The following is a 24,039-nucleotide window of genomic DNA, read 5'->3' on the forward strand; positions in this document are numbered from 1 at the left end:
AAACAATTAATCTTGTATAAAAGAAGCAAGTGCCTCTAATAAAACTTCTTGTGCTCCTACAATTTCCGTCGGCATTGCTTCCCATTTTTTCGAAAGCTCTGTCTCTACTCTTATTCTCAGCTCAGAATTCATTTCTGCTAGCACATATTCTTTCGTTGCTATATCAACATCAAGTAGCGCGAGTGCATATAGTTCCGGGTCATTTATTTTTTCAAATAATCGCTTTAATACCACCGGTGCTATATGTTTTAATTTTTCAATATGAATTTCCTTATCCGAAAATAGTAACTCATATTGGATAAACGTAACATTTTCTTTAATCACTTTAAAATAACAATTATTTTTTTTATCATTCACAAAATAACCGTTTGGATCTGCGATAATACTCTCTACTTTACGAATTAAATCTGGCAAACTATTCGCCGCCATTACAGTCCGCTGTTCAACCTCACTCGGCGAAATGAATGTAACGCGATACTTATTTTGCGCCATTCTCCTCACCTCTCCTTTTATAAAAATCTATCATCACAAACATATGAAATGAAACTAGCATACTCTCATTTCATTGCCCTATTGTCACAACTCACAGACTATAAAAAAGTACTGGCTTGCTATAAAGAGATTATTGTTCAACCATTCCAGTACATTTCTATAGTTCTCTTCTTACAGCTCCGAGCCACCTAAGACTAAAAACACTTTTAAGCACCTTTAAGCAACTCGATATTGTTGAACCAAAACGCAATTTGCTGATCCGTAATGCCTGATAATGTAACAAAAAACTCACGGCACTTCATCTCGTCCTTAAACAGTTGATACTTCCATGCGCCATCACTGCCAACACTGACGAAATAAAACTCATGAATACGACCAATAATCACTTCCTTTTCAGCAAATGAATACGGGGGCACTTGCTTAATTTCAAATTGATCTGGTAAATATACATGCTCTTCTCGTTCCATTTTTAGCACTTGCTCAGCAAGTTCACGTTTATTTTCGAAAAATGGCAATTGTAAAATTCGTTCTTGTCTTGTCATACGAATAAAAACCCTTTCTACTACATTACGATCTTTCTTTATAATACATTATCGAATTAAGTTTACAACTTCATTTAATACTTCATCTGACACTTTAATTACTTTCGCATTTCCTTGGAATCCACGTTGATATAACATTAAGTCAACGAATTCTACAGATAAATCTACGTTTGAACTTTCTTTTGCTGAACCTCTTACATTACCTGCACCATTCTCACCTGCAACACCTATCCCTGGAATCCCCGCTGATGGTGTGGCAATGTAATTGCCATTCCCAGTTTTCATTAATCCACCTGAATTAGGGAATGTAGCTACAGCTAGTTGTCCTACAACCTTCATACTACCATCCGAATATCTCATCATAACGAAACCACCGTCAGAAATTGAATAGTCATTTGCAATTGCAGCTGGACGCCCCGTTACTTCTGTTGTAGAAATAGTTTTCCCTGTCGGATAATTTGTTAAACCACTTAAGTCCAGTGTCAGTCCCTTACCAAAAGGAATTTTAACCGTTCCACCTTTAGTAATTTCACCAGTTACTGGATTTTTTTGTACAGCTTCATCTGTCTCCTTTAGATTTCCTAATGTATCAAATTTAAGATTTTTTTCGCCCGTCATGCCTTCAACAGGCTTAAACTCTTTTTCGTTTTTAGAATCATTTCTTACAGAAACTGTATATGTATATTCACCTGGCACAGGCTTTTCAACTTCTTTACCATCTACAGTCTCTTTTGTAGTCTTTTGTTTAATATTTACACGTAACGTTAACGAGTTCCCTTCCTCATCAAAAACTGTGAATTCGTGAGATAATGCATTTTGATTTCTAGGAAGGTTTCCACCTATTGTTGCTTTATCTGTTTGAATTCCACCAACAGCTGATCCCATTGGAATATGAATTGGACTTGGTCGTGAAGAAAAATCTATTTCTTGTGTTCCTGTTTTCACACCATAACCTAGCACATACTGTCCACTTGTATTTGTAACATAGTTATCTTTCGATACACCGAAAGACCCTTTTCTCGTATACTCTACATTTCCACTATTACGATCACCAACTAAAAATAAACCATTTCCCTCTATGGCTGTCTCCATCTTATCACTAGTTAAAGTAATAGAACCATCACTAAAATCTGTAGATGTCCCACTAAACTTTACACCGTTACCGATACTCTTTGGATTCGTACCAGCATAAGCACCATCCCCACGTGAACCAACCGTATTATTATATAGCAGATCATCAAAAATAGCTTTTTGCTTTTTATATCCAACTGTTTGTGCATTTGCAATATTATTTGAAGTAACACTTAATGCATTTTGTGCCGCATTCATCCCTGTAATACTCGTATATAACGCTTTAATCATAACCTATATACACTCCTTTGATTAATTTTGCTTAACCTCTTCATTTTTCTCTATATCATCTTTCTTCTCATCTTCTGGATTTGTTTCTGCTATCGGTTTATCTGAAACCCTTTCTACAAAACGAAGTGAGACAACTTGATTATCAACAATAAGTTGTACATCGTTATTTTCGGCAAGTCGAACTGTTTCCACTTGACCAGTCACTTGCTCCCCCTTATTGTTTATACCTCTAACATACTTTCCTAAAAATTTCATCCCACCATCAAGAGCTGTCGTATACATCGTTGATTGTAGTTTATCTACTGCTTTCGTCATATTTTGTACTTGCTCCATAAGCGATAGTTGAGCCGTTTGATTCATCATTTGGTTCATATCCATCGCATTAAACGGGTCTTGATGTTGAAAGCTTGCTAAAAATAGTTTCAAAAAATCATCTTTATCCATAATACCGGGTGTTTTTTGATTACTTGCTGATACTCCGTTTGTTTGTTGAACTGGCGATTGCACACCATTTACAGATGCGTTTTTTGTTTGCGCCCCTGCTTGTAACGGAATATGATTTGTACTCGTTGTATTTAATCCAACTGTTGGCACGCGTTATTCCTCCAATAATCCCGCAAATTCTGTTGATTGTTGTTTTTCATGATTTGTATTTGCTAATTTCTGTTTTTGCCTTTGCTCTTGTTCTCGCTGTTCTTTACGATTTTCATCTTTATCTGAATAGCTAATTTGAATATTGATTTCTTTTTCTTTTAACTTTAATTTCAATTCATCAAAAATGATTTCAACACGTTTTTTCGCATCGTGTTTTTCCATTTCTACGTGAACGTCAATTTGATCTCCATGTTTTTTCATAAACACTGTTAATGTACCAAGTTTTTCTGGATTTAACTGAAATAAAACACGTTCTTGTTTCACTACAAATTTTTGCAGCGCTTCTACTTGCGCTTCCATTTTCTTTCCTAAGTCAGGTAATGAAACTTTCTCAGCACCACTATTTGATTTCCCTATCTGTTCGATACTCGTCGCTTTATTTAATAATTCTGCACCTGCAGAGCTCGAATCGTTTAATGCATCAATTTCTGGCAACTCTACCTTTGCATCATCGCTCTCAGCTTTCGGAAGATCTACGTCTTTAAACTCTTCTTGTTTCTTTGCAATATTACAAGTTTCTGTTTCTACAGCCTTCAATGCTTGCATCGTTTGCTCTGGCATCTTCATTTTGTCTAATACCATTTGCATTGTATCTTCTAAACATATAGCATTTTTGATATTCATATTTGAAAGAAGTTCTTGTAATTGTTGTAATTCAGCTGCAGGTAATTCATTAAGTTTAATATTGCCATATTCTTTATATAGCTCTTGTATTTTTTGTATGTATTGATATAACAATTCCGGCTGCACATGTAATTGCTCAATCGCAACCATTTGCTCAGATACAGCTAATAACAACTGTTCTGTCTCTTTTTTTTCTTCTTTCTTTACAATAGGTTCTTCTTCCGTTACCGATTTTTTAGAAAGAATATAATCTTTTCTCTCTTCTTTTGGTGCTTCTTCTCGTTTCGTTTTCTCCGTTTGCGGCTGTTTTTTATTTTCCATTCTCATCGTACGATCGAATGAAGAATCTTCATTTTTTGATTGTACTTCTAGCCCTTTTTCTTTTTGCGGAGGTAAACTTTGTTGCACCGGTAATACAGACTGTATCACTACATTCACCTCATCCATTCATACACATTTTCAAATCCAGAAGCATTTTTTCTTCCAGCTTTTCTTGTGCTTTCGCAAGCTTTTTGCAATCTTCTTGATACATCTCATCAATGACACGTTCTTTTTCTTTTACTTGCTCTAAAAGACTTTCATTTTTTTGAATAAAACCTTCCGTTTTTTTAATTTTCCGATTCCATTCTTCTATTCTTTCAGGTGAAAACGTATGTGAAGAAAGCATACCAGCCATAATACGTTGCCCAGTTTGTACGACTTTACTACGCGATTTCACAACATATAAATCATATTCTTTTTTTTGTTCTATTTTTCTTTTTTCAGCTGTTAATTCATACACTTCTTTTAAAATATGTTCTTTTTCTTGATTTATTTGCAATTTTATTGTGTCGTACTGCTGTTTATCCACCTGTTTTCATAACCCCTTTCTATTATAACGTTCTCTTTTTCTATTATATAGTTTTTTTCCAAAAAAATCTGTGAAATATTAAAAAACAAAAAAATAAGACCTCTTATGCAGAGGCCTTATACTATATGCTGTATCGCTTCAACGATATCATCAAATTGGAAACTATCCGATCGACCTTGCTTTAAAAATGTATTTATGCCTTCTACTTTATTTTTACATTCAAAAATATAAGCATTTTCTTCATTTTCTTGAATCGTTCCTAGCTTAAAATACAATTCATTTTCTTTATAAATTGATAAAATCTTTCTCATTTCATTTGCAAGTTGCCAATGATGTGGCGAAACAATTTCTTCCATAATCCTACTTACTGAATCTAATACTGAAATTGCAGGATAATGACTAAGCGTTGCAAGCTCACGCTTTAATACGATATGTCCATCTAAAATACCACGTGCTAAATCTGGTACAGGACCATTTAAATCGTCCCCATCAACAAGCACCGTATAAATACCTGTTATAGATCCCTTTTGTGTTTTTCCGGAACGCTCTAACAACTTCTTCATATAACTTTCCATTAACAGTGTTTTACCACCAATCGGTAACTCTTTAACAGCAATATCAACACTTCTTCGTGCATCGGCAAAACGAGTAACAGAGTCCATCATAAGTAATACGTTATTGCCTTGATCACGGAAGTATTCAGCAATAGACGTTGCAAGTTTCGCTGCACGAAGTTGCATAAGATGACTTTCATCTGACGTCGCTACAACAACGACGCTTTTTCGCATACCTTCCTCGCCTAACTCTTTTCGAATAAAGTCTTTTACTTCCCGGCCACGTTCTCCTACTAAACTAATAACGTTTATATCAGCTTTTGCATTTTTTGCTATCATTCCAAGTAAAGTTGATTTACCAACACCTGACCCAGCAAAAATACCAATCTTTTGACCGATACCAATTGTTAGCATAGAATCAATTGATTTTATTCCTGTTTCAAATACATCGGTAATCTCTTCACGTTCAAATGCATGTATAGGCGGTGCATCTAGTTTGATTTTCTGTAATGGAATGTTTTCAGCTTCCTCATTTAACACTTCACCATTTGCACTTAACACTTTTCCGAGTAAATGATTACCACGTGGCACAACAACATCTTCTGAAATTAATGTGACGCAATCTCCATAACATACTTTTTCTGTCTGTTCAAATGGAAGTAGCATATTATTTTCTTTTTCAATGGCAATCACTTCACATAAGACGTTATGTTCTCCAACGAAGCAAACATCTCCGATCTTCGCTTTCGGCCCTTTTGCTACGAAAAACTGTTCTTGTACACTATGAACTTTGCCTACTTTCGTATACAGCGGTGTTTCAATGAACTTATTCCATTTTTCGTTCTCATTCATTAACAGACGGCTCATACATTTTGCTCCTCAAATAACTTCTCTTCTTCCCATTTCTGACGAAGTTTCGCAAATATAGGTGCAAATTTAAATTCAAAGAACTCTTTCTCTTCTTCCAGAACAAATTCACCAAACTGCAGGGAGAAATCATATTTCCATTCTACTAATTGTAGTAGCCAATATTCTTTCGTATTCTCCTTCTCTTCTTGAATACGTTCAAACGTTTCTGGATGTACTGTAATGATTAATTTTTCAAACGAAGTTGGCAATGTTTGCACGATGCCAGTTAAAATAGGTAACACATCAAGCAATCGTGAATCTACCGCTTGATTCACGATTTTTTCTGCTAAATGAAATGATTGATCCCATAATAACTCTGTCCATTCATATGCTATTTCTTGTTGTTCTTTTTGAAACTGCACACGCGCTGCTTCCATCTGTTCCATTTGTTCATGAATATGCATTTGAAATTGTTCTTTATCTTGTAATAACTGCTGACGCTCTCGTTCTAGCATTTGCTGCTCTTGCCTTAGCTGATGCATTTCCATATGTAATGATTCTTGCTGGGCACGAAGTTCTGCATGATCAGCTTGTAATTCTTCCTCTTCTATTTGGACTGAAGCTGGTTTTGGAAATTGTAATTCATACGTTTCTTCAGAAAAAGAAACAGAATTCTTCGGAATTCTGTTTTTAAATAAGGACATCCCCTTCACCTCTTTGAACGATAATTCTTCCTTCTTTCTCTAGCTTTTTCACTGTACCAGTGATCGTTTGCTGCGCTTTTTCAGCATCCGTCATCTTAAGCGGTCCTAAGCCATCTAATTCTTCTAGAATCATCTCTTTACGGTTTGAAGACATACATGTAAATAATTTCTCTTTAATTTCTTCTTTTGCAATTTTAAGTGCTTTCGCAATTTCACCGTTATCTGTAATTTCTTCTAATACACGGCGAAGCGCAAGATCTTCAAGACCAAGTAAGTCTTCAAAGACAAACATATTTTCTTTAATTCTCTCAGATAACTCATAATCGACTTCATCCAGCTTTTGAAAGACTGTTTTTTCAACACCTCGTGAAACATTATTTAAAATATTTACGATTGTTTTCAAGCCATCAGTTTTATTAATTGCACTAAATGCCATATTATTTAATTTCGATTTTAACAACTCACCAATTTGATTAATTAACTCACCATCAACTTGTTCTAACTTCGCTATACCCATTACCGTTTCAACGCGCTTATGATCTGGCAATCTCTCAATTAATTGAGACGCAAGTTGCGGTTTAATATAAGAAGCGATAATTGCAATTGTTTGTGGTGACTCATCATTAAGCACTGTAAGAAGTGGCTCTAAATCTGTAAGTGAATTTAAGAACTCAAACGGATTATCTTTGTTATACCAAAGGTCTTCCAATAATTTTTCCAGTTCGTCTTCTGGCATGTTTTTAAATATGCGACGAATGTATTCTTTATCTGGAGTGACTAAGTTCAATTCTTTTACATTTAGTTCATATAAGAACTCTCCTAGTACATTTTCTAACGTTTCTGGTTTGTATACACGAAACTTCGCGATTTCACGAAGTAATACTTCTTTTTCCTCAGCTGTCATATATTCAATGACTTTTGCTGCCACCCCTTCTTCTAATGTACGAATAAGGATGGCAGCTTTTTCTTTGGAGGAGATTTCATCTAACATCGTTGTTCCTCCCTTACTGTCCGTTTAACCATTTTTTAATTACTTTTGCAGTTCCTTCTACATGTTCTTTCGTAGCATCCTGCACTTGTTCATCTAACGTTGGTTCTTTCGGTTCTTCTGGTTCAGGTTTTGGCTCTGGCACTATTTTTTCTTCAGGAATTTCCAAGATACTTTCATTACTTGCAGCAATTTCGTCTTCTGCTAAGTATTCTTCATATTCCTCTTCTTCTTTCTTTCTCTTACGTCTTGCTAATAAGAACCATACTAGACCACCAATCGCTAATAAGCCAGCTGTAATTCCACCGAATAACCACCAGTTCATACCACTCTTTTCTGGCTCTTTCTCTTTTTCGGCTTTCGGCTGATCGAACTGAACAGTTACAACGTTAACTTGACCATTTATAAAGTTACCGTTCGGATCAGCTTGAAGTCCTGCCGCTGTTCCAATCGCTTCTTTGAAAGTAGTCATATCAATTCTTCGTTTTACTAACGTATCATTATCTACCCATACAACAACATTTGTTTTCGTTAATTCTGGATGTTTCTTAATTGTTTCAACTGTTTTATCTATTTCATAGTTTTCGATTTTGTTACCATTTTTATTATCGTAGACAACTTTACCATTTTGATTATTGTTCGTACCGTAGTTTGGCACTTCACCGTTCGCTGTAATACCAGCACCTTGCTTCGTATCTGCCCCTTCTTGCGCAGTAGAGCTTTCCTCTTGCTCTTGTTTACTACGAAGTACACCTTTATCACCATACTTTTCTGACTGACGTGTAACTTCATCGTAGTTTACAGATACTTTCGTATTCACTTTATATTCATTCGGTTTAAACATCGTCATTAACGTTGCATCAATATCTTGCTTTAATTTACCTTCAAGTTGGTGCTGCATCTCTACTTCTTTCTCATAAGAAGAGGAACTACTAGAATGTGCTTCATCTGCGCCTTTTGAGATAACACCTTTTTTACTATCAATAACACTTACTTCTTCTGCTTTCACACCAGGAACCGCTGCACTAATCATTTGCTGTATACCTGCAACTTGATCAGCTGTTAACAATTGTCCACGCTTCACTCCAACCGTAATCGCCGCTGTTCCTTTCGCTTTTTCTTCATCAAAAATTGTCTCTTTTTCAGGCAATGTAATTTGAACATTTGCCGTTTCAACTGTTGCAAAGTTTCTTACAATATCTTGCTCCAATTGCTTCTTCGTACCGACAATTTGCTTCATTTTTTTATCTTGTTCACTTGAACCGAGAGAGCTTTCTAATAAAATTTCTTCACCGCTTTTCGAATTAAACGGTAAGCCCATCCCATTCATTTCTTTTCGAACCCATGGAGCATCATTCTTTTGCACACGAATTGAACCATCGGCCGCTAATTGGTAATCGACACCTAACTTCGATAATTCTGCTGTAATCTCTTGTTTATCTGCATCATTTAAATTTTGATATACAACAACATATTTATCTGGCAAGGTGAAGTATAAAAGTGCTCCTGTTACAATCGCTAAAAGTGCAGCACCGATTACTAACTTATGCCACGTTTTTAACGATTGGATAACATTTTTCATCTTTTCCATTTAAACACACCCGTCCACTTTCCTAAATTTGCATATTAATTAGTGACTTATAATTTTCAATAAGATTATCACGTACGAGAGCAGCCGTTTTCATTTGAGACTCAGCTTTCTTTTGCTGAATTAAAACGTCATGTGTTTCTCCTACCCCTTTAGTTAGTAAATCATATACTGCTGTTTGTGCATTGTTTTGCGTTTGATTCATATCTTCCAATAAATCAATAAACTTTTTCCCCTCAACTACAGATGTTTGAGAAGTTTTCGGTGCACCAATTGACTGAATTGCTCCAAATGGTTGTGTATGTAACATTGGTTGAATTTTCATATTACTATCTTCCCCCTTATCCTCGGCCGATTTCTAAATCTTTATCAAGCATTTTTTTATTCGCATTTAATACACTCGTATTCGCTTCATACATTTTTTGAGCAACCATTACATTCGTCATTTCAGCAGTTACATCAATATTTGGATAACGTACATATCCTTCTTCATTTGCGTGCGGATGCGTCGGATCATACACTAAATTTTCCGTTTTGTCTGCTTCAATACTTTTTATTTTTACTCCATTAGTAGGAGCCCCATCTAACATACTTGCAAAACTATTGTTTGATTCTAACACCACACTACGACGCTCATATAAATCTGCCCCCGGAGCCGCCGTCGTATTTGCATTTACAATATTGTTAGAAGTAACTTCCATCCACTTTCTCGCTGTCGTTAGCCCTGAGCCACTTGCATTAATTGCCTGAAACATCCGTTGTCTCTCCTTCTACTTTTAACGTCCGCGTGCCGCTTGGTTAATTGCATATTGTGTATTAATTGCGTTAATTGAAATACCGTATAACTGATTTGCTTTCATTAAATCTAGCATTTCTGTCGTTACATCCACACTATTTCCATCTTTATTCGTTTGCATTGATTTTGTTTGAATCTTTGCATATGTATTTTTCGTATTTACTGTCGGTAAGTGCATTTCATTCGTTTGATATAAATCTGGATTGCTCTTTAAATCAGCCGCATTATTTTTATATAACGCACTACTTTTATTCATCTGCTCAGCAAATGTTACATCTTGTGCTTTATAGCCAGGTGTATTCGCATTTGCAATATTACTAGAAACAGTATTTCGTTTCGTCACTAAATAATTCATATAATGGCTTACATCACTCACTAAATCTGGCATATTCCACACCCTTTCTTTTCTAACGTAATGATCCACTGATGGAAGTTTCACTTCATTATTTATTTTCTTATATGTGTTTATTAAAATATTTACTATTATGTACCCTTACATATTTTATTCCATTTTTCCATTGTTGTCTTTAGAAAAATAAAAAAATATAAAAAAGAATACAAAAAACTGTATACACACAGTAATCCATGAAATATTTTGATATATGAAATATAAATCAAAATATTTTTATATTATTCAGATTACTCCCTCATTACAGGCATAAAGTGAAACCTCAATCAGCGGAACTCTTTACTTAAAAAAGGAATGGATCCCCTTTTAAAAAGGGCAATCCGTTTCCATACTTTATCATTAATATTTACCATAAAATGAATTAGCTTTCATTCGCCCATCATTTTCCATAATCATTTCTTCTAAAATCTTTTGCTTATCTCGAATATGCTGCGCTGCCTTAATAATGAATGGGCTTACTTCTGCTGCAACTTGTGCACGTCTTTCTTCATCTAGTGTCATCATCCAACGATTTAACATCTCACTCTTCTCAGCAAACTCTTCATCTGACACTTGTAATTCACCGATTTCATTAAAACAGCTGACAAACGTTCGATAAATATCATTGTTCATTTTCAAGTGCTCCACGGTAACCGTCTATTAAATCTTGTAACACTTGTACAATCGCATCAATGTCTTTTGCTTCACGCGTTACTTTCATCGTTTGAATTTGAATGCTAATCCAATCGTATAAACCAAATAGACTGTCATATAAATCTTTTGAAATATCAGGATTTAATTGAAGCTTCAACTCTTCAAATATACGTTCTAACTTTTCAAGAAGGTCGTCTCCTTCTTGAAGTTTAAATGTATTTAAAAGTTCTTCTAATTTACGAAACTCTACGATACATCTTTCATAAATAAATATTGTATTTTTAATTGGATTACTAGTCATAATATCATTTTGCATATAACGTTGCCATGCTTGCATATAATCACTTCCTCAACTTTCATTAATCATCACTTTTGGTTTTTGTCATTGCTTTGATCGTCTGCAGCTGACTATCAAGCAATGCTAGCTGGCTTTCCAACTTTGCATATTTATCAATAATTGATTCTTGTTTTTTCTTATTAATTGTATCAATATCTTGAATTTTTCTCTCTAAATCAGTCACTTGCTTTTCAATACTTTTAGAGCGTTTTCCGATAATCCCTTCATCTCCAAAGATTCCCTCAAGCTTTTTATCTATATCATGACCAATACCATTAAAGCCAAAGAAAAATTGTTTTGTAGATTCTGGATTCTCTTTAAAAGCTATTTTCAATTTTTCTTCATCAAGAGTCATATTTCCTGTTTTATCAATTTGAATTCCAAAAGAAAATAAATACTTATCATCTTGTGAAAATTTAAAAATGCTTGTCATTGCATTACTGATAGCAAATGAAACATTATTCCCTTGCATTACTCCATTTTCACCAGAAAATAAATCTAAACTTTTAACAGCGTTATTATACTCATCTTTCATTTTTTTGATTAAATCTATCGAATTTTTTATATCTGAATCTTCGATAGTTAATTTAATTGGCTCTGTAGTTACCTTTTCTAAGTTAATAGTTAATCCTGGAATTGTATCAATCTTATTTGTTTTACTAGTTCCTTTAATTCCGTTTATTGTATACTCAGCATTTATCGCTCCTGTCACTTGATGTGCAACAACATTCGTTCCATCCGGATTTTTCGCAGAAGTAACTAACCCTATATTTTGTAAAAAACCATTGGCGCCATCCGTTAATTTCAGCTCTCCAGCTTCTCCTGCAGTAGTCGATGTGAAAAATAGTTGATCCCCTAATGTGTATACTGATGCACCATAATTCCCATTATTTATTTTATTGACAAGATCTTTATACGTCATATCTTTTGAGATTTTAACTTCTTTTCCATTTATCTGAAATACATCATCTACTCCAAGTTTTAAATCTAAACTAAACTTTTGCTCCGTACCTTCAGGAGTTTTTGGGGGAGTAAGTGGAGCTGTAGTTATTTGATGCCTTTCTGCTACTCGCTCTACTGTAATTGTATATGTTCCAGGAATTGCAGCAGCATCCGCCTGTGCTGTCATAAAACCATCTTTGGATAAAGTTGTTTTCTTTTCATCACCTTTAAATGTGTTTAAATCTTTGAATACTTGCACAAAATTTGCAAACTCTTTTTTCATGCTCGCATAAACTTTGTTTTCATTTGTTAACGTTTGTTTTTGTGTAGTGTATGGTGATTTTTTCATTTCCAATGCTTGTAACTCTAAATCTACTAACTTCTTTGTATCTATTATGTTATTTCCTAAATTCCATATTTGCTGTCTGTCACCATAATTAGATATTGTCCCTGCCATATTTTTCACTCCTTATCATTTACATGTAATCTAAAATACTCGTTTTACTCATCGTACTAACAGCTTTTAATGTTGCTTCGTATGTTGCGTTTATATAAGCTAAATCAGAAATTGCGACAGCTAAATCAACATCCTCAATTTCTTTACGGTTTTCTTGAAGTGCTACATTTTGCTCGTTTAAAATTGTTTTAAACGTCTCCATTGTGTTCATTGTCGAACCAACTTCAGTTGTACGGTTAATGATGCCATCTAAGTTTTGCTTATTTCCTTCCAATAACGGTTTTAATGCTTTTTGGTCACCGTTTTTCATCGCTTCACTCATCTGTTTTAACGTTTTTATAACCGGGGATAATAATGCTTCTCCGTTACGGAACGCTTTGAATTCATAACCGTCATTTAATTGCCAGTTCACATCATTTTTTCCACCTTGGTACGTACCATCTTCTGTAAATGGCGGATTTTTTGCACTATCACCACCGAAAATATAACGACCTTGTTCTTTTGTATTCGCTAAATAGACGACCTGTTTTAAAATTTGATCAATCTCTACACCAATAGCCTGCAATTCTTTTTCACTATTTGTCCCATTTAATGCTTGTACTGTTAATTGGTCTGCTCTTGTTAAAGATTTCAAAACACCTTGTAAAGTATTTTCAGTTTGTGTTAATACATTTTTCGAATCCGCTATATCTTTCTGCATTTGCTCCATATTTGCCAATGAATGTTGAATCGCAAATGATTTACTTGCTGCAAGTGGATCTTCACTCATAAGAAGGTTTTTCTTCCCTGAGGTTACTTGATTTCGGTGGTATTGCTGTTGCACATTTAAATCCATCAACTGATTCTTTGCCCAGTTTGCATTTTGAAATGTAGATACTCTCATTTCTATCTCCTCCTTAAATATTTCCAATTACCAACTATACATGACTACTCCTTATCTAATAATCGAAAACAAACTATCAAACACTTCATTCATAGTAGTTATAGCTTTAGAATTCGCCACGAAGTACTTCTGGAAGGCCATTAAATTAACCATTTCTTCTTCCATATTTACGCCCTCGATGCTCATCTTTTCTTGCTGGATACCTTCTAATAAATCCTTATGAATATTTTGATATGCATTTACTGAACTTTTATCAGAGGCTACACCAACTAAAAATTGATCTAAGGCTTGCTTATATGTAAGTCCATCCTTATAGCCTTTATCTGTAATAGCCGCAAGGTTGTTGGCAGTTTCAGCCGAAATTTTCATTTTTGAAATATCTTTTATAAAATCAGGATTCAATTCAAGTTTCTTCGCATCTTCTCCTACAAAAAGCTCTTTCTTCATAGTATTATTCACTTGTTTTTTTAACGAATTTACAAACTCATTCAGATTATCTTTATAATTTGTAATCTTTGCTTTCGTATCAATTGCCGATAAAATTGTTCCACCACTTAATGGGATATCTGTTCCAGATATTTGTACAGACATTGGCTTTTTATCCTTCTGTAATTGAAGTGGGTATGTATCTTGACCATTTACAGTTAAAACACCATTCATCCTAACACTTGCAATATTAGGATTTGTAGCTTCATACGATACTTCTATATCTGCATACTTAGACATTTCTGTCATAATACGATCACGTTCATCTAATAGTTGATTTGGTACTTGTGTACCAGCTTGTCCAATTTTCTTGTTCGCTTCTGCTAAACTAGCAGCAAGTCGATTAAATTCATTAACATGCGCTTCAATATCTTCTGTCGTCTGTGCTTCCACTGTATCTAAGTTTTTCGCAAGACGACTTACTTGACTTGTGAACTTCCCCGTTTCAGCAATTAATGTATCGTAGTAATTTGATTGCTCCGGATTTTTTGCAACTTCACGAAAAGCATTGAAAAACCCATCCATTAAACTAGATAATGAATTTTTACCTGTCGTTCCTACCATAGACTCTACTCGCGACAAAGTAGAATTCATATATGCATAGTAAGAGAACTGTGACATTTGATCATTATATTGCTTTGTCTTCACTTCATCTGTAATACGATCAACACCTAACGTTTGTACACCATACCCTATTCTTTGTTCTGGTGCATACCCTTTACTTCCTCCAGCAGATCCGTAATTCACCATTTGACGAACATAACCCGGTGTATGAATGTTAGACAAGTTTTGTTTCGTTGTTTGTAACCCCATTTGAGCCGCTAACATGCCCGATAGCGGTGTATTATAATCAGATAATCTCATAAAGCTTCACTTCTCCTTTACAATAGTTCGTTCATAAAGATTTGCGAATTATTGTTTCGCTCTAAGTTATATTCAGAAACAGAATCCACAATACTTTCTGTAGTTTTTAATAGTACGTTTAAGTAATATTGATTTTTCAAAAGAAGCATTTTTACATTCTCTTCTAATTCAGTTACGTTTTTTTGTAATTCTTCCATTTTTTCAATTTCTTCTTGAGAAAAATACGAAAATAACGCACTTACACGAAACGATTCAACTCCTTGTTCTTTACAGAACTGAACAACCATTTCTTCTAATGAGCTTGATAACCCTTTTAAACCATCAATGTACTGCAATTGCTCTACTTGCAATTTTTGAACTGCATTTACATTTTTATTTTTTAAATTCTCATATATTTGCTCTCCAAGCGCTTGAATATTTTCATACGCTTTTTGAATAATCACGAGTTTTTCATATAATTGTATGTACATATAGCTTCCTTCCTTTTACAAGACTAAATTCACAATTAAACCATGGATTTCTCCAATTTGATTTAACATTTCTAAATGTCCTGTTTTCGTATTAATTAAATTCATAACATCTTCTAATTCATTCAATCCCATTTCTGCCTGTTTCACAATCGTCATTTTCTGTGAATATCCGTAACGCGGGTGACGAGACATGACATCTTTATACTGCAATACATTATCCACGTAAAAATTCAAAAATGATTTTACTGTATTTTTGTATTCCATTACATTATCAAGCGTTAATTCCATTTCAATTTTCTCTTTAATTTCTCCAATATTATCGACAAAAGCTTCCATTTGTTCTAGTAATTTATCTTTTTTCGGATCTGCATGCAAATTATCCGAAAATGCAAGTCCTGTTCTGACATTTGCTTCTTTCGGCATTTGAGTAGCAGGCGGTATATGCGATAAAATTGGATTATGCGAGATAGAACGTAGCATATATATCACCTATTTATTTTTTTATTTCTTCCTAAACTTAATCGTAAAATCCAGTTATTTATAATTATACTCTGAACAGTAATATTTTGCAGTTATTTTTTATAAAAGATATGTTACAATTTAGCATGAGGTGGCACAATTCTATGAATATTTTCCTTTGTGGTTCAAATCAATTAACAGCATTAGATCAAGAAGAAATTAAAAAATTTTTAACTGACTATGCTCACAAACATAAAATTTACATATTATGTTATAAATCTATTGAAAATGAGGTTCTTCGTTTTTTCGTTGAGAATGAAAGACTCGCTCAAAATTTATGCCTTTACACGCTGCAACCATTACAAGCGATAACAGATGAATTTCAAGAAGTCGTTGATTACTTAAAAAAACACGGAGCCGAATATGTTGCTTTTGATCATCCTTCTGACTCCATTTACCGATCAGATTATATGTTTTTTGTTAAACAAATTATTGAAGACACTGATTTAGTTCTCTGTTTTTATAACGGGGACAAACATACATCTGTCATCCCTGTCGATGTTGCAAAAGAAGCAGGTATTGATGCTGTCATTTATGATTTACCAGGATTACATGAAAAGCAAATGAAAAAAAGCTTTGAACAAAAAATTCGTATGATGTAAAGGGGGAGGCACAATACCATTATTGTGCCCATTGTAAATATGATAATTGAACAAGATTATGATCATTTTATCGCGAGTTTTAAACAACAATTCAATATGGACATCGCTTCATATAAACAAGATAGAATGCGCCGTAGAATCGATGCTTTCATTTCGAGAAAAGGCTTCGAAAACTACACTAATTTTTTAAACAAATTACGCGCTGATCAAAATTTATTTTTAAATTTTATTGACTATATTACAATTAACGTTTCAGAGTTTTTTAGAAATAAAGAACGATGGCAAACTTTAGAGTCGAAAGCACTACCAAAATTACTCGAACAAAATAGCGGAAAATTAAAGGTATGGAGTGCCGCTTGCGCTGCTGGTGAAGAACCATATACACTCTCTTTAATTTTATCAAAGCATCTAGCTCCATTTCGTTTTGAAATTCAAGCAACAGATCTTGATTTTCATATTTTAGAAACCGCAAAACGCGCTCAATATACAGAACGTTCGTTAAAGGAATTACCTACTGATTTGAAAGAACGTCATTTCACAAAAGAGAATGGTCTATATTCATTGCATCAAAACATTAAACAAAACGTCTCGTTTAAACAACATGACCTTTTAATGCAGTCATTCGATACAAATTATGATTTGATTATTTGTCGTAATGTAATGATATATTTCACAGAAGAAGCAAGAGTAAAACTTTACGAAAAATTTAGTCGTTCTTTACGAAAAGGCGGTGTACTATTTGTTGGTAGTACGGAACAAATTTTAACACCCGAACGTTACAATCTTCAGCGATTTGATACATTCTTCTACGAAAAAATATAAAAGAGGTCGTCACAATGGAGTGACGACCTTTTTACATAACTCGAATTAAAATAATACCGACAATCCATATGAAGAGAAAAAGAAACGTCATAGACCATTTATGTTCTTGCATCGTTTGTTTCAATGCCTGTGATAATTGTGTCATGTTCATTTCCGCAAGCGCTCTCCATACACTTACATCCCGATCTTTAGCAATGCGGTCTGTAACGCTAATTAAAATCGTTTCGTTAGACAATTTCGTTATATAAGCAGTAATAACCGTTACCATCAAATTTATATTTCCTTCTGAAGAATCACTTTCCACTCTAGAGATGAGTGCACTTACATCTAGTAAAGGAATATGTACTTTTCTACCAAATGATAGTTGCACTTCAGCGAAATCATATGTTCCATCTAACAAAGGAAGTTCTTTTATATGCGCCTGCTTAACAAGTCCTTGCAGGCTTCTAATTACTTGTTCAAACACTTTTTCTGATTGCTTTCCTTCTTCAGATAACGTATGTAACTTTTTAAAAAGTTGTAACACTGTATCCATCTCTTTAGAAAGCATTTCCTTCATAATCTTTCCATCACTTAAACTTGCAAGTAAAATACCTATCTCATTATTTTTCGAAATAATTTTAGACTGTCCAGTAAACACTAAATTGCTACGCTTTCGTTCTTTCTGGATTTCATGTTCCGAAATAGCTGCAGGCTGTTTTAATGGTTGTAGCGTCTTATCTTCAATTGTCGTACGTTTAATCTCCATTTAAGCGCCTCCACTACTATGAAATAATTAGCCCCATTCTTTATTACTCTTTAAAACTAAAAACAGTACGAACAAACCTGACATGATAGTAAATACATCCGAAGCTTGTACTCCCTGTTCACCTTTTTCTTCTTCCTTGTCTTTCGTTTCTTCTTTTTGTTCTTTCTTTTTAGAGACAACTTGTTTGTTATTTTTCTCTTTTTGGTCCTTCGCCTTATGTACTTCCTTGTTGTCTTCGAACGGCTCTTTTATAACGTAAGTAAATTTCTCTTTCTCTTTCAACGGTTCTTTTATAAACTTATTTACTTTCTCATCTTGCTTCGGAATTTGAACAACCGGCAATTTTTCTTCTAGAAGCGGGTTTTTGATTTTCAAATCTTCTTGCTTCTCATTTTCTTTCTTACCTTCTAATTCATTTTCTAGTTTATTATCTAATTTCTCTTCTTTCTCTTTCTCTTCTATCTTTTTATCATCTTCGTTTTTTGGCGCCAAAACAGAAATGGTATATTCACTTTCTTCAACAAGTTTATTACCTGCTGCATCTATTATCTCTACAAGTAATTCGTATGGCCCAGCCGGCAATGCTTCTGTTATTTCAAATACTTTTTGCCAATCCATATCATGCTTGTTGTAGTCTAATAAAAACGAAAGCTCTTTATTTTCTTTCCCTTTTAATGTAACGCGCACTTCTTTTACAACCGATTCTATATCTGACGCTTTTACTCGTATATGTATAGAATCTCCCTGTTTTCGTTCAACTAAGTTCTCTTTTACTTCATCAATAGTAACTTTCTGTAACTTAGGCAATTCTTTATCTATAGTTGGCGTTTCATTTTTAATACGAATGAGCGGGACTTTCACTTCATTTTTTACGATTTCTTCTTTCTCATTCTCTTTGTAACTTTGAACGAGCTGAAGATTCCAATCACCTTGCAAATCAAAATTCCCTGCTTTATAGTTAGCAACCCAGCTCTTCGTTTCTTCATCATACTCAAAAGATAGTATTCTTTCTTGCGCATATCGCTCGCCATTTTTTTGTAGCTGCAATATACCTTTCATACTTTGAATGTTTTTCCCATTTGGTTCTACAGCAATTCGCACTTCTTCGCCAACTTTAAGCTCCGGCTTATTTACTGTAATAATTCCCTGTTCCGTTTCTATCTTTCTTTCATTCAATTGTTTATTTGCTACTTCTTGTTGTTCTACTTCTTGTTGCTCTGCTTCTTTTTGTTTCTCTTCATCTTGCTTCGTTTCCACTTGTTCTGACGATTCTTGAGATTCCTTATTTTCTTCTTGTACATTCACTTCATTTATTTTTTGATCTGACTCAATTTGTTCCTCAGCCTGACTTTGCAAGGGGAAGAACAAGCACACATGTATGCATAGCCAACTCATTAGAAAAAACTTTACGTTTTTCATCTACTAGTTCAAACTCCTATTTCAATGCCTTATAGTGATTTCGTCACTTTTACTCCAAAAAATCCATCTACATTTACAAGTTCACCATACGCCACTAATACATCATTTACATAAATACGAATCGGTTCATCAATATCCTCATCTAGTACAACTGCTTCATTTTCTTGTAAACTTAATATATCTTGAATCGTTTTCACTGTACTTCCAAATACAAATTTCACGTTCATTTCTACATTTTGTAGAATGGACGTGTCCATATATACTGGTTCCATTTGTTTTACTTCTTTAAATTCAATAGGTTGCACAACTGGTTCTACAATTTTTTCTTCTTCAATTTCTTCTGTGGCAATCTCTTCTTCTTCCACCATCGGATACAGAAGTCGCCTTACCATTTCTTTCGCTTCGGAAATTGGCAAAATTTGATACATCTTCGATTGAAGCAAATCGCCAATTTCAAGATTGAACGTAATTTGAACGAGTTCGTCCACTTCCATTGACTCTCCCAAATATTCCATTTCTTCTTTTAACGTTACAAATTTAACATTTGGCGGCGTCATGTCCATTTTTTCTTGAAACATTTCTGACATCGCCGTAGCAGCATGACCCATCATTTGGTTCATAATTTCTTTAATACCGCTCAGTTCTAATTCAGTAAGCTCTTTCTCTGGGTCAACTTCCCCTGTTCCCATCATCATTAAATCTACCATTGTTAAGGCAACATCTTTCGTAAATACGAATACATTCTCATTCTTTAGCCCTTCAACAAAGTCGACATTTAAAATAACAAATGGTACTGGTACTCCATCATAATGACGAACATTGATTGCTTCCACATTTGGTGTACTAATTGTAACTGGCTGATTTAAAAGCGTTGATAATACTGTTGAAGCGGAACCAATTGAAATATTTGCAATTTCACCAAGAACATCTTTCTCTTCTTGTGTTAAATGCTCTTTTTCAACTTGTTCTTCTACAATCTCAGTTTCCACTACTTCTGCTGGTTCGTCTGTTTCTTCTACTCCACCAGATAATTGCATTAATTTATTTACCATTTGTTTCGCATGCTCAACTGAAACAATTTGTACAAGTTTAGAGTTTACAAGATTATCTATCTTTAAATCAAACGATACTTTAACAATCGTATGATTCCCATCGATTTCAGAGATTTTCTCCATTTCTTCTGATAACTTTACAACTTTAATCGTCGGCGGAGACATATCTACTGTATCTTGGAAGAATTCCGACATAGATGTAGCTGCGAATCCCATCATTTGATTCATCGCTTCTTGTACAGCACTTAGCTCTAATTCACCAAGTTCTTTTCCGTCCTCCACTTCACCTGTTCCCATCATCATTAAATCAGCAATGGACAATGCAACATCTTGCTTAAGAACAAGAAGGTTTTCCATATCTAATCCTTTTGTAAAATGAATGTTTAATACAACATGTGGAACTTCGACATCTCTTGAATCATATAAATCTACCAACTCTATACGAGGAGCAGTAATGCTTACTTGCCTATTTAAAATTGTTGATAATACAGTCGAAGCTGAACCAAATGATATATTTGCAATTTCGCCAAGAATATCGCATTCTTGAGGCGTTAAATGCTCATTTTCTTTTTCTAGCACAATCGTGCTCGTATCCCCTTTTGTGTGTTGCTCAGGCATTTTCCCTGCCTCCTCATTTCTGTTTTTCTATCAAATAATATAAACTCTTATTTTAGCAAACTCATTAGTATAAAACGTTACTATGTATCCATTATTAGATTCGTAACGATTAGCCAAAAAGCTCCCCAATTGTATACAAGTGGGGAGCTTTCCTTCATTCCTATTATAAACCTTCTGGGTTTAAAATGAGGACCACTCGTCCATCACCGAGAATCGTCGCACCAGAGAAATAGTTAGAACTCTCTGCAAAGAAGTCACCTAATGACTTTAAGACTATTTCTCTTTGACCGATAATTGTGTTTACAATAAGTCCATAGCTGCGATGTGTGTTACGAACAATTAACACAGGAACCATTTGACCATCATATGACGCAAACGCCTCATCTACTGTTTTTTCACCAAATACAGTACTTAAATGTTTCACTTCAATAATTTGATTACGATAATTTAACACATCTTTTCCTTGTAAGGATTGGATGTCTTCTCTCTTAATTCGAATTGCTTCAACGATATTTCCAAGAGGTAAAGCATAACGCTTATCATTCGTTTGAACAAGCATAGATTGAATAATAGACAACGTTAATGGAAGTTCAATTCTAAATGTACTTCCCTTTCCTTCCTCAGAATCAATAATTAAATGTCCACCTAAACTATGAATCGTATGTTTTACAACATCTAATCCGACACCGCGTCCAGAAAGATCTGATACAACTTCAGCTGTACTAAATCCTGGTTGGAAAATAAGATCAAACACTTCACGATCTGTTAATCTATTCGCATCCGCTTCAGTTACAACGCCATTTTTAATCGCTTTTTCTAATACTTTCCCTTTATTAATACCGTTTCCATCATCCGTAATTTGAATAACGACATGATTTCCACTATGAAAGGCTTCTAATTTAATCGTACCTGTCTCATTTTTACCTGCATCACGTCGTTTTTCAACAGTTTCAACACCGTGATCGATTGCATTTCGAATTAAATGAACGAGCGGATCACCGATTTCATCAATAACAATTTTATCTACTTCAGTATCTTCACCTGTAATTTGTAAATCGATTTTTTTCCCTAAATCTTTCGCTAACATACGTACCATACGCGGGAAACGATTGAATACAGTTTCAATCGGCACCATACGCATATTTAATAGTACATTTTGAATATCTTTTGAAATATCGCCTAATCGATTTAAATGTTCAATTAGCTCCTTGTTTTGAATCGTTTGAGCCAATTCATCAATGCGCCCACGTTCAATTACACTTTCTTCAAACATATTCATTAATCTTTCGATTTTCTCTAATTGAACACGAATTGAACGATTCTCCACTTTAGCATTTTTCGTTTTTGTAGTACTTTTAGCTGGCATAGCACTTGAAGGTTGATTCGTTGCCTCTATTGGTGATTCTACCTGCGTAGCCACAGCTGGTTGTAGCTTTCCTTCTACTTGCACAACTTCTTGTGTAACGACTTTTTTAGAAGCTACTTCCTTCGATATAGGTTCTCCTTGCTTTACTTCCACTTTCTCAATTTCAGAAACATGAAGTACTACTTGTTTCAATTCTTCTATACTACAATCAGTATCCATAAATACTGTAAATTCAAATCCGAAAGCATCTGCTTCAATTTCTTCAATACTCGGAGCTGTTTTTTGTATATTCCCTACATTTTGCAATGCTTCAATACACATAATAGCACGTACCGCTTTTAAAATTGCTTGCTGTTCAACTGTTATATGCACTTCATGCGAAACTGCATCATCGGTGTCTATATGATTTTGCTCTATATGTTCCGTAGGAGTTTCTACATTGCCGTTCAATAATGCTTCTAATTTCTGTTTAGTTGAGGCTACATCAATATTGCCCATTCCACCTTGTTGCACATCTGCAACCATCTTCTCCAAATTATCAATGCACTCAAAAATCACATCAATAATATCCGAATTTACAACTATATTTCCATGACGAATTTCATCTAACACATTTTCCATCTTATGCGTTAAATCAGCCATTTCCGTAAATTCCATGCTCGCAGACATACCTTTGAATGTATGAGCGGATCGGAATATTTCTCCTACAACATCCATATCAGCAGGATTTTGTTCTAACACTAGCACATTTTCATTTAGCGACTGTAAATGTTCTTCTGACTCTTCGAAAAATATATTTAATAGATCTGTTTGCATTTTTATCCCCTACCTGTCTAACAAACATTTCATTTATGTATAACAATTTAGTGTTTTACAATGAGAAAAAAGGGGGCCACACGTCGATCCGCTATCACTGTTTTGATTCCTTGTGGCACCCCTTCTATATTAACTATTTGCTACTTTTGTTAAAGCTTCAATTACACGATCCGCTTGGAATGGCTTTACAATAAAGTCTTTTGCCCCGCCCTTAATTGCATCTAATACCATACCTTGTTGTCCCATTGCAGAACAAATAACAACCTTTGCACTTGAATCAATTTTAATAATTTCTTTTAATGCTTCAAGCCCGTCCATTTCTGGCATAGTAATATCTAATGTTACAATATCAGGTTGAAGTTCTTTATACTTTTGAATTGCTTCTACCCCATTCTCTGCTTCGCCAATAACTTCAAATTCAGCATTACTTTTTAATAAGTTTTTAATCATCGTTCGCATAAACATCGCATCGTCTACTACCAAAATTTTATGTGCCATTCTTTTTAATTCTCTCCTTCTATGTATAAATATATCTTAATATTTCACCTTATCATTCTCACTCATTATACAAAATAAAATGATAAAATTTAATA

At 34.3% G+C, this 24,039-nt stretch carries 27 protein-coding genes; 2 read left to right on the top strand and 25 right to left on the bottom strand.

Annotated features, from left to right (window positions below):
• Positions 1-6 precede the first annotated feature (6 nt).
• The 20 genes from AU379_RS15415 to AU379_RS15510 form a co-directional block, all read right to left on the bottom strand.
• Positions 7-492, bottom strand: coding sequence for a hypothetical protein (locus AU379_RS15415; RefSeq protein ID WP_000068301.1), 486 nt, complete (start codon positions 490-492; stop codon positions 7-9).
• A 206-nt stretch (positions 493-698) separates the two neighbouring features.
• Complete coding sequence (locus tag AU379_RS15420; protein ID WP_021728678.1) at positions 699-1,034, bottom strand: DUF3964 family protein; 336 nt, start codon at positions 1,032-1,034, stop codon at positions 699-701.
• Between the two features lie 48 nt (positions 1,035-1,082).
• A complete protein-coding gene (gene flgE / locus AU379_RS15425; protein ID WP_000588310.1) occupies positions 1,083-2,396 on the bottom strand; it encodes a flagellar hook protein FlgE in 1,314 nt (437 codons plus the stop codon).
• Between the two features lie 21 nt (positions 2,397-2,417).
• Complete coding sequence (locus AU379_RS15430; RefSeq protein ID WP_001143477.1) at positions 2,418-2,990, bottom strand: flagellar hook assembly protein FlgD; 573 nt, start codon at positions 2,988-2,990, stop codon at positions 2,418-2,420.
• A 3-nt stretch (positions 2,991-2,993) separates the two neighbouring features.
• Complete coding sequence (locus tag AU379_RS15435) at positions 2,994-4,103, bottom strand: flagellar hook-length control protein FliK (RefSeq protein ID WP_061139467.1); 1,110 nt, start codon at positions 4,101-4,103, stop codon at positions 2,994-2,996.
• 10 nt (positions 4,104-4,113) lie between these two features.
• Positions 4,114-4,524 (bottom strand): hypothetical protein, encoded by a 411-nt coding sequence (locus tag AU379_RS15440; protein WP_000360855.1) that lies wholly within the window; start codon positions 4,522-4,524, stop codon positions 4,114-4,116.
• Positions 4,525-4,640: 116 nt separating this feature from the next.
• Positions 4,641-5,945, bottom strand: coding sequence for a flagellar protein export ATPase FliI (gene fliI / locus AU379_RS15445; protein ID WP_061139468.1), 1,305 nt, complete (start codon positions 5,943-5,945; stop codon positions 4,641-4,643).
• Positions 5,942-6,631 (bottom strand): FliH/SctL family protein, encoded by a 690-nt coding sequence (locus AU379_RS15450; protein WP_061139469.1) that lies wholly within the window; start codon positions 6,629-6,631, stop codon positions 5,942-5,944. Before AU379_RS15450 ends, fliI begins: the two co-directional genes overlap by 4 nt.
• Positions 6,618-7,622 carry a flagellar motor switch protein FliG gene (fliG, locus tag AU379_RS15455; RefSeq protein ID WP_000883365.1) on the bottom strand — a complete coding sequence of 335 codons (1,005 nt, stop codon included), beginning with the start codon at positions 7,620-7,622 and terminating at the stop codon, positions 6,618-6,620. The genes AU379_RS15450 and fliG overlap by 14 nt, the downstream gene beginning before the upstream one ends.
• 13 nt (positions 7,623-7,635) lie before the next feature.
• Positions 7,636-9,210: a flagellar M-ring protein FliF C-terminal domain-containing protein gene (locus AU379_RS15460; protein ID WP_000413931.1), complete on the bottom strand. Its 1,575-nt coding sequence runs from the start codon at positions 9,208-9,210 to the stop codon at positions 7,636-7,638.
• A 22-nt stretch (positions 9,211-9,232) separates the two neighbouring features.
• Positions 9,233-9,532 carry a flagellar hook-basal body complex protein FliE gene (fliE, locus tag AU379_RS15465; protein WP_000701672.1) on the bottom strand — a complete coding sequence of 100 codons (300 nt, stop codon included), beginning with the start codon at positions 9,530-9,532 and terminating at the stop codon, positions 9,233-9,235.
• Positions 9,533-9,548: 16 nt separating this feature from the next.
• A complete protein-coding gene (gene flgC, locus AU379_RS15470) occupies positions 9,549-9,962 on the bottom strand; it encodes a flagellar basal body rod protein FlgC (protein ID WP_000484680.1) in 414 nt (137 codons plus the stop codon).
• 21 nt (positions 9,963-9,983) lie between these two features.
• A complete protein-coding gene (gene flgB / locus AU379_RS15475) occupies positions 9,984-10,391 on the bottom strand; it encodes a flagellar basal body rod protein FlgB (protein WP_001113108.1) in 408 nt (135 codons plus the stop codon).
• Between the two features lie 360 nt (positions 10,392-10,751).
• Positions 10,752-11,024, bottom strand: coding sequence for a hypothetical protein (locus tag AU379_RS15480; protein ID WP_001058085.1), 273 nt, complete (start codon positions 11,022-11,024; stop codon positions 10,752-10,754).
• Positions 11,014-11,382 (bottom strand): flagellar protein FliS, encoded by a 369-nt coding sequence (locus tag AU379_RS15485; protein ID WP_012260665.1) that lies wholly within the window; start codon positions 11,380-11,382, stop codon positions 11,014-11,016. The genes AU379_RS15480 and AU379_RS15485 overlap by 11 nt, the downstream gene beginning before the upstream one ends.
• A gap of 22 nt (positions 11,383-11,404) precedes the next feature.
• Positions 11,405-12,781, bottom strand: coding sequence for a flagellar hook-associated protein 2 (locus tag AU379_RS15490; protein ID WP_061139470.1), 1,377 nt, complete (start codon positions 12,779-12,781; stop codon positions 11,405-11,407).
• A gap of 19 nt (positions 12,782-12,800) precedes the next feature.
• Entirely contained in the window at positions 12,801-13,664 is an 864-nt protein-coding gene (locus AU379_RS15495; protein WP_001266411.1) for a flagellar hook-associated protein 3, read from the bottom strand.
• A 51-nt stretch (positions 13,665-13,715) separates the two neighbouring features.
• Entirely contained in the window at positions 13,716-15,014 is a 1,299-nt protein-coding gene (gene flgK / locus AU379_RS15500) for a flagellar hook-associated protein FlgK (protein ID WP_016109692.1), read from the bottom strand.
• A 17-nt stretch (positions 15,015-15,031) separates the two neighbouring features.
• A complete protein-coding gene (locus tag AU379_RS15505; RefSeq protein WP_000275885.1) occupies positions 15,032-15,484 on the bottom strand; it encodes a hypothetical protein in 453 nt (150 codons plus the stop codon).
• Positions 15,485-15,499: 15 nt separating this feature from the next.
• Complete coding sequence (locus AU379_RS15510; RefSeq protein ID WP_000946323.1) at positions 15,500-15,964, bottom strand: YaaR family protein; 465 nt, start codon at positions 15,962-15,964, stop codon at positions 15,500-15,502.
• A gap of 143 nt (positions 15,965-16,107) precedes the next feature.
• On the opposite strand from AU379_RS15510, the gene AU379_RS15515 reads away from it, so the two are divergent.
• Both AU379_RS15515 and AU379_RS15520 read left to right on the top strand, forming a co-directional pair.
• On the top strand, positions 16,108-16,605 hold the full coding sequence (locus AU379_RS15515; RefSeq protein WP_001020110.1) for a flagellar motor switch protein FliG: 498 nt from the start codon (positions 16,108-16,110) through the stop codon (positions 16,603-16,605).
• Between the two features lie 39 nt (positions 16,606-16,644).
• Positions 16,645-17,427 carry a protein-glutamate O-methyltransferase CheR gene (locus AU379_RS15520; RefSeq protein ID WP_021728666.1) on the top strand — a complete coding sequence of 261 codons (783 nt, stop codon included), beginning with the start codon at positions 16,645-16,647 and terminating at the stop codon, positions 17,425-17,427.
• Positions 17,428-17,458: 31 nt separating this feature from the next.
• On the opposite strand, the gene AU379_RS15525 is transcribed toward AU379_RS15520, so the two are convergent.
• From AU379_RS15525 to AU379_RS15545, 5 genes are all read right to left on the bottom strand, one after another.
• Positions 17,459-18,175 (bottom strand): hypothetical protein, encoded by a 717-nt coding sequence (locus AU379_RS15525; RefSeq protein WP_030024807.1) that lies wholly within the window; start codon positions 18,173-18,175, stop codon positions 17,459-17,461.
• A 27-nt stretch (positions 18,176-18,202) separates the two neighbouring features.
• Complete coding sequence (locus tag AU379_RS15530) at positions 18,203-19,594, bottom strand: hypothetical protein (RefSeq protein ID WP_061139471.1); 1,392 nt, start codon at positions 19,592-19,594, stop codon at positions 18,203-18,205.
• A gap of 29 nt (positions 19,595-19,623) precedes the next feature.
• The gene (locus AU379_RS15535) at positions 19,624-21,264 is read right to left on the bottom strand and encodes a flagellar motor switch protein (protein WP_001115010.1); all 1,641 of its coding nucleotides are present in this window, start codon (positions 21,262-21,264) and stop codon (positions 19,624-19,626) included.
• Positions 21,265-21,427: 163 nt separating this feature from the next.
• Positions 21,428-23,446 (bottom strand): chemotaxis protein CheA, encoded by a 2,019-nt coding sequence (locus AU379_RS15540; protein ID WP_030024801.1) that lies wholly within the window; start codon positions 23,444-23,446, stop codon positions 21,428-21,430.
• Positions 23,447-23,575: 129 nt separating this feature from the next.
• Positions 23,576-23,944, bottom strand: a complete 369-nt coding sequence (locus tag AU379_RS15545) for a response regulator (protein WP_000940568.1) — start codon at positions 23,942-23,944, stop codon at positions 23,576-23,578.
• Positions 23,945-24,039 lie beyond the last annotated feature (95 nt).

It is taken from the genome of Bacillus sp. JH7 (assembly GCF_001563515.1).
Taxonomy (GTDB): domain Bacteria; phylum Bacillota; class Bacilli; order Bacillales; family Bacillaceae_G; genus Bacillus_A; species Bacillus_A cereus.

Coding starts and splice junctions, on each gene's coding strand:
- AU379_RS15510 (WP_000946323.1), bottom strand. CDS start 15,964: ATGCTACGTTCTATCTCGCATAATCCAATTTTATCGCATATACCGCCT.
- fliE (WP_000701672.1), bottom strand. CDS start 9,532: ATGAAAATTCAACCAATGTTACATACACAACCATTTGGAGCAATTCAG.
- AU379_RS15480 (WP_001058085.1), bottom strand. CDS start 11,024: ATGAACAATGATATTTATCGAACGTTTGTCAGCTGTTTTAATGAAATC.
- fliG (WP_000883365.1), bottom strand. CDS start 7,622: ATGTTAGATGAAATCTCCTCCAAAGAAAAAGCTGCCATCCTTATTCGT.
- fliI (WP_061139468.1), bottom strand. CDS start 5,945: ATGAGCCGTCTGTTAATGAATGAGAACGAAAAATGGAATAAGTTCATT.
- AU379_RS15520 (WP_021728666.1), top strand. CDS start 16,645: ATGATAATTGAACAAGATTATGATCATTTTATCGCGAGTTTTAAACAA.
- flgE (WP_000588310.1), bottom strand. CDS start 2,396: ATGATTAAAGCGTTATATACGAGTATTACAGGGATGAATGCGGCACAA.
- AU379_RS15490 (WP_061139470.1), bottom strand. CDS start 12,781: ATGGCAGGGACAATATCTAATTATGGTGACAGACAGCAAATATGGAAT.
- flgB (WP_001113108.1), bottom strand. CDS start 10,391: ATGCCAGATTTAGTGAGTGATGTAAGCCATTATATGAATTATTTAGTG.
- AU379_RS15495 (WP_001266411.1), bottom strand. CDS start 13,664: ATGAGAGTATCTACATTTCAAAATGCAAACTGGGCAAAGAATCAGTTG.
- AU379_RS15415 (WP_000068301.1), bottom strand. CDS start 492: ATGGCGCAAAATAAGTATCGCGTTACATTCATTTCGCCGAGTGAGGTT.
- AU379_RS15525 (WP_030024807.1), bottom strand. CDS start 18,175: ATGGAGATTAAACGTACGACAATTGAAGATAAGACGCTACAACCATTA.
- AU379_RS15535 (WP_001115010.1), bottom strand. CDS start 21,264: ATGCCTGAGCAACACACAAAAGGGGATACGAGCACGATTGTGCTAGAA.
- AU379_RS15545 (WP_000940568.1), bottom strand. CDS start 23,944: ATGGCACATAAAATTTTGGTAGTAGACGATGCGATGTTTATGCGAACG.
- flgK (WP_016109692.1), bottom strand. CDS start 15,014: ATGAGATTATCTGATTATAATACACCGCTATCGGGCATGTTAGCGGCT.
- AU379_RS15540 (WP_030024801.1), bottom strand. CDS start 23,446: ATGCAAACAGATCTATTAAATATATTTTTCGAAGAGTCAGAAGAACAT.
- AU379_RS15485 (WP_012260665.1), bottom strand. CDS start 11,382: ATGCAAGCATGGCAACGTTATATGCAAAATGATATTATGACTAGTAAT.
- flgC (WP_000484680.1), bottom strand. CDS start 9,962: ATGTTTCAGGCAATTAATGCAAGTGGCTCAGGGCTAACGACAGCGAGA.
- AU379_RS15460 (WP_000413931.1), bottom strand. CDS start 9,210: ATGGAAAAGATGAAAAATGTTATCCAATCGTTAAAAACGTGGCATAAG.
- AU379_RS15505 (WP_000275885.1), bottom strand. CDS start 15,484: ATGTACATACAATTATATGAAAAACTCGTGATTATTCAAAAAGCGTAT.
- AU379_RS15420 (WP_021728678.1), bottom strand. CDS start 1,034: ATGACAAGACAAGAACGAATTTTACAATTGCCATTTTTCGAAAATAAA.
- AU379_RS15515 (WP_001020110.1), top strand. CDS start 16,108: ATGAATATTTTCCTTTGTGGTTCAAATCAATTAACAGCATTAGATCAA.
- AU379_RS15530 (WP_061139471.1), bottom strand. CDS start 19,594: ATGAAAAACGTAAAGTTTTTTCTAATGAGTTGGCTATGCATACATGTG.
- AU379_RS15450 (WP_061139469.1), bottom strand. CDS start 6,631: ATGTCCTTATTTAAAAACAGAATTCCGAAGAATTCTGTTTCTTTTTCT.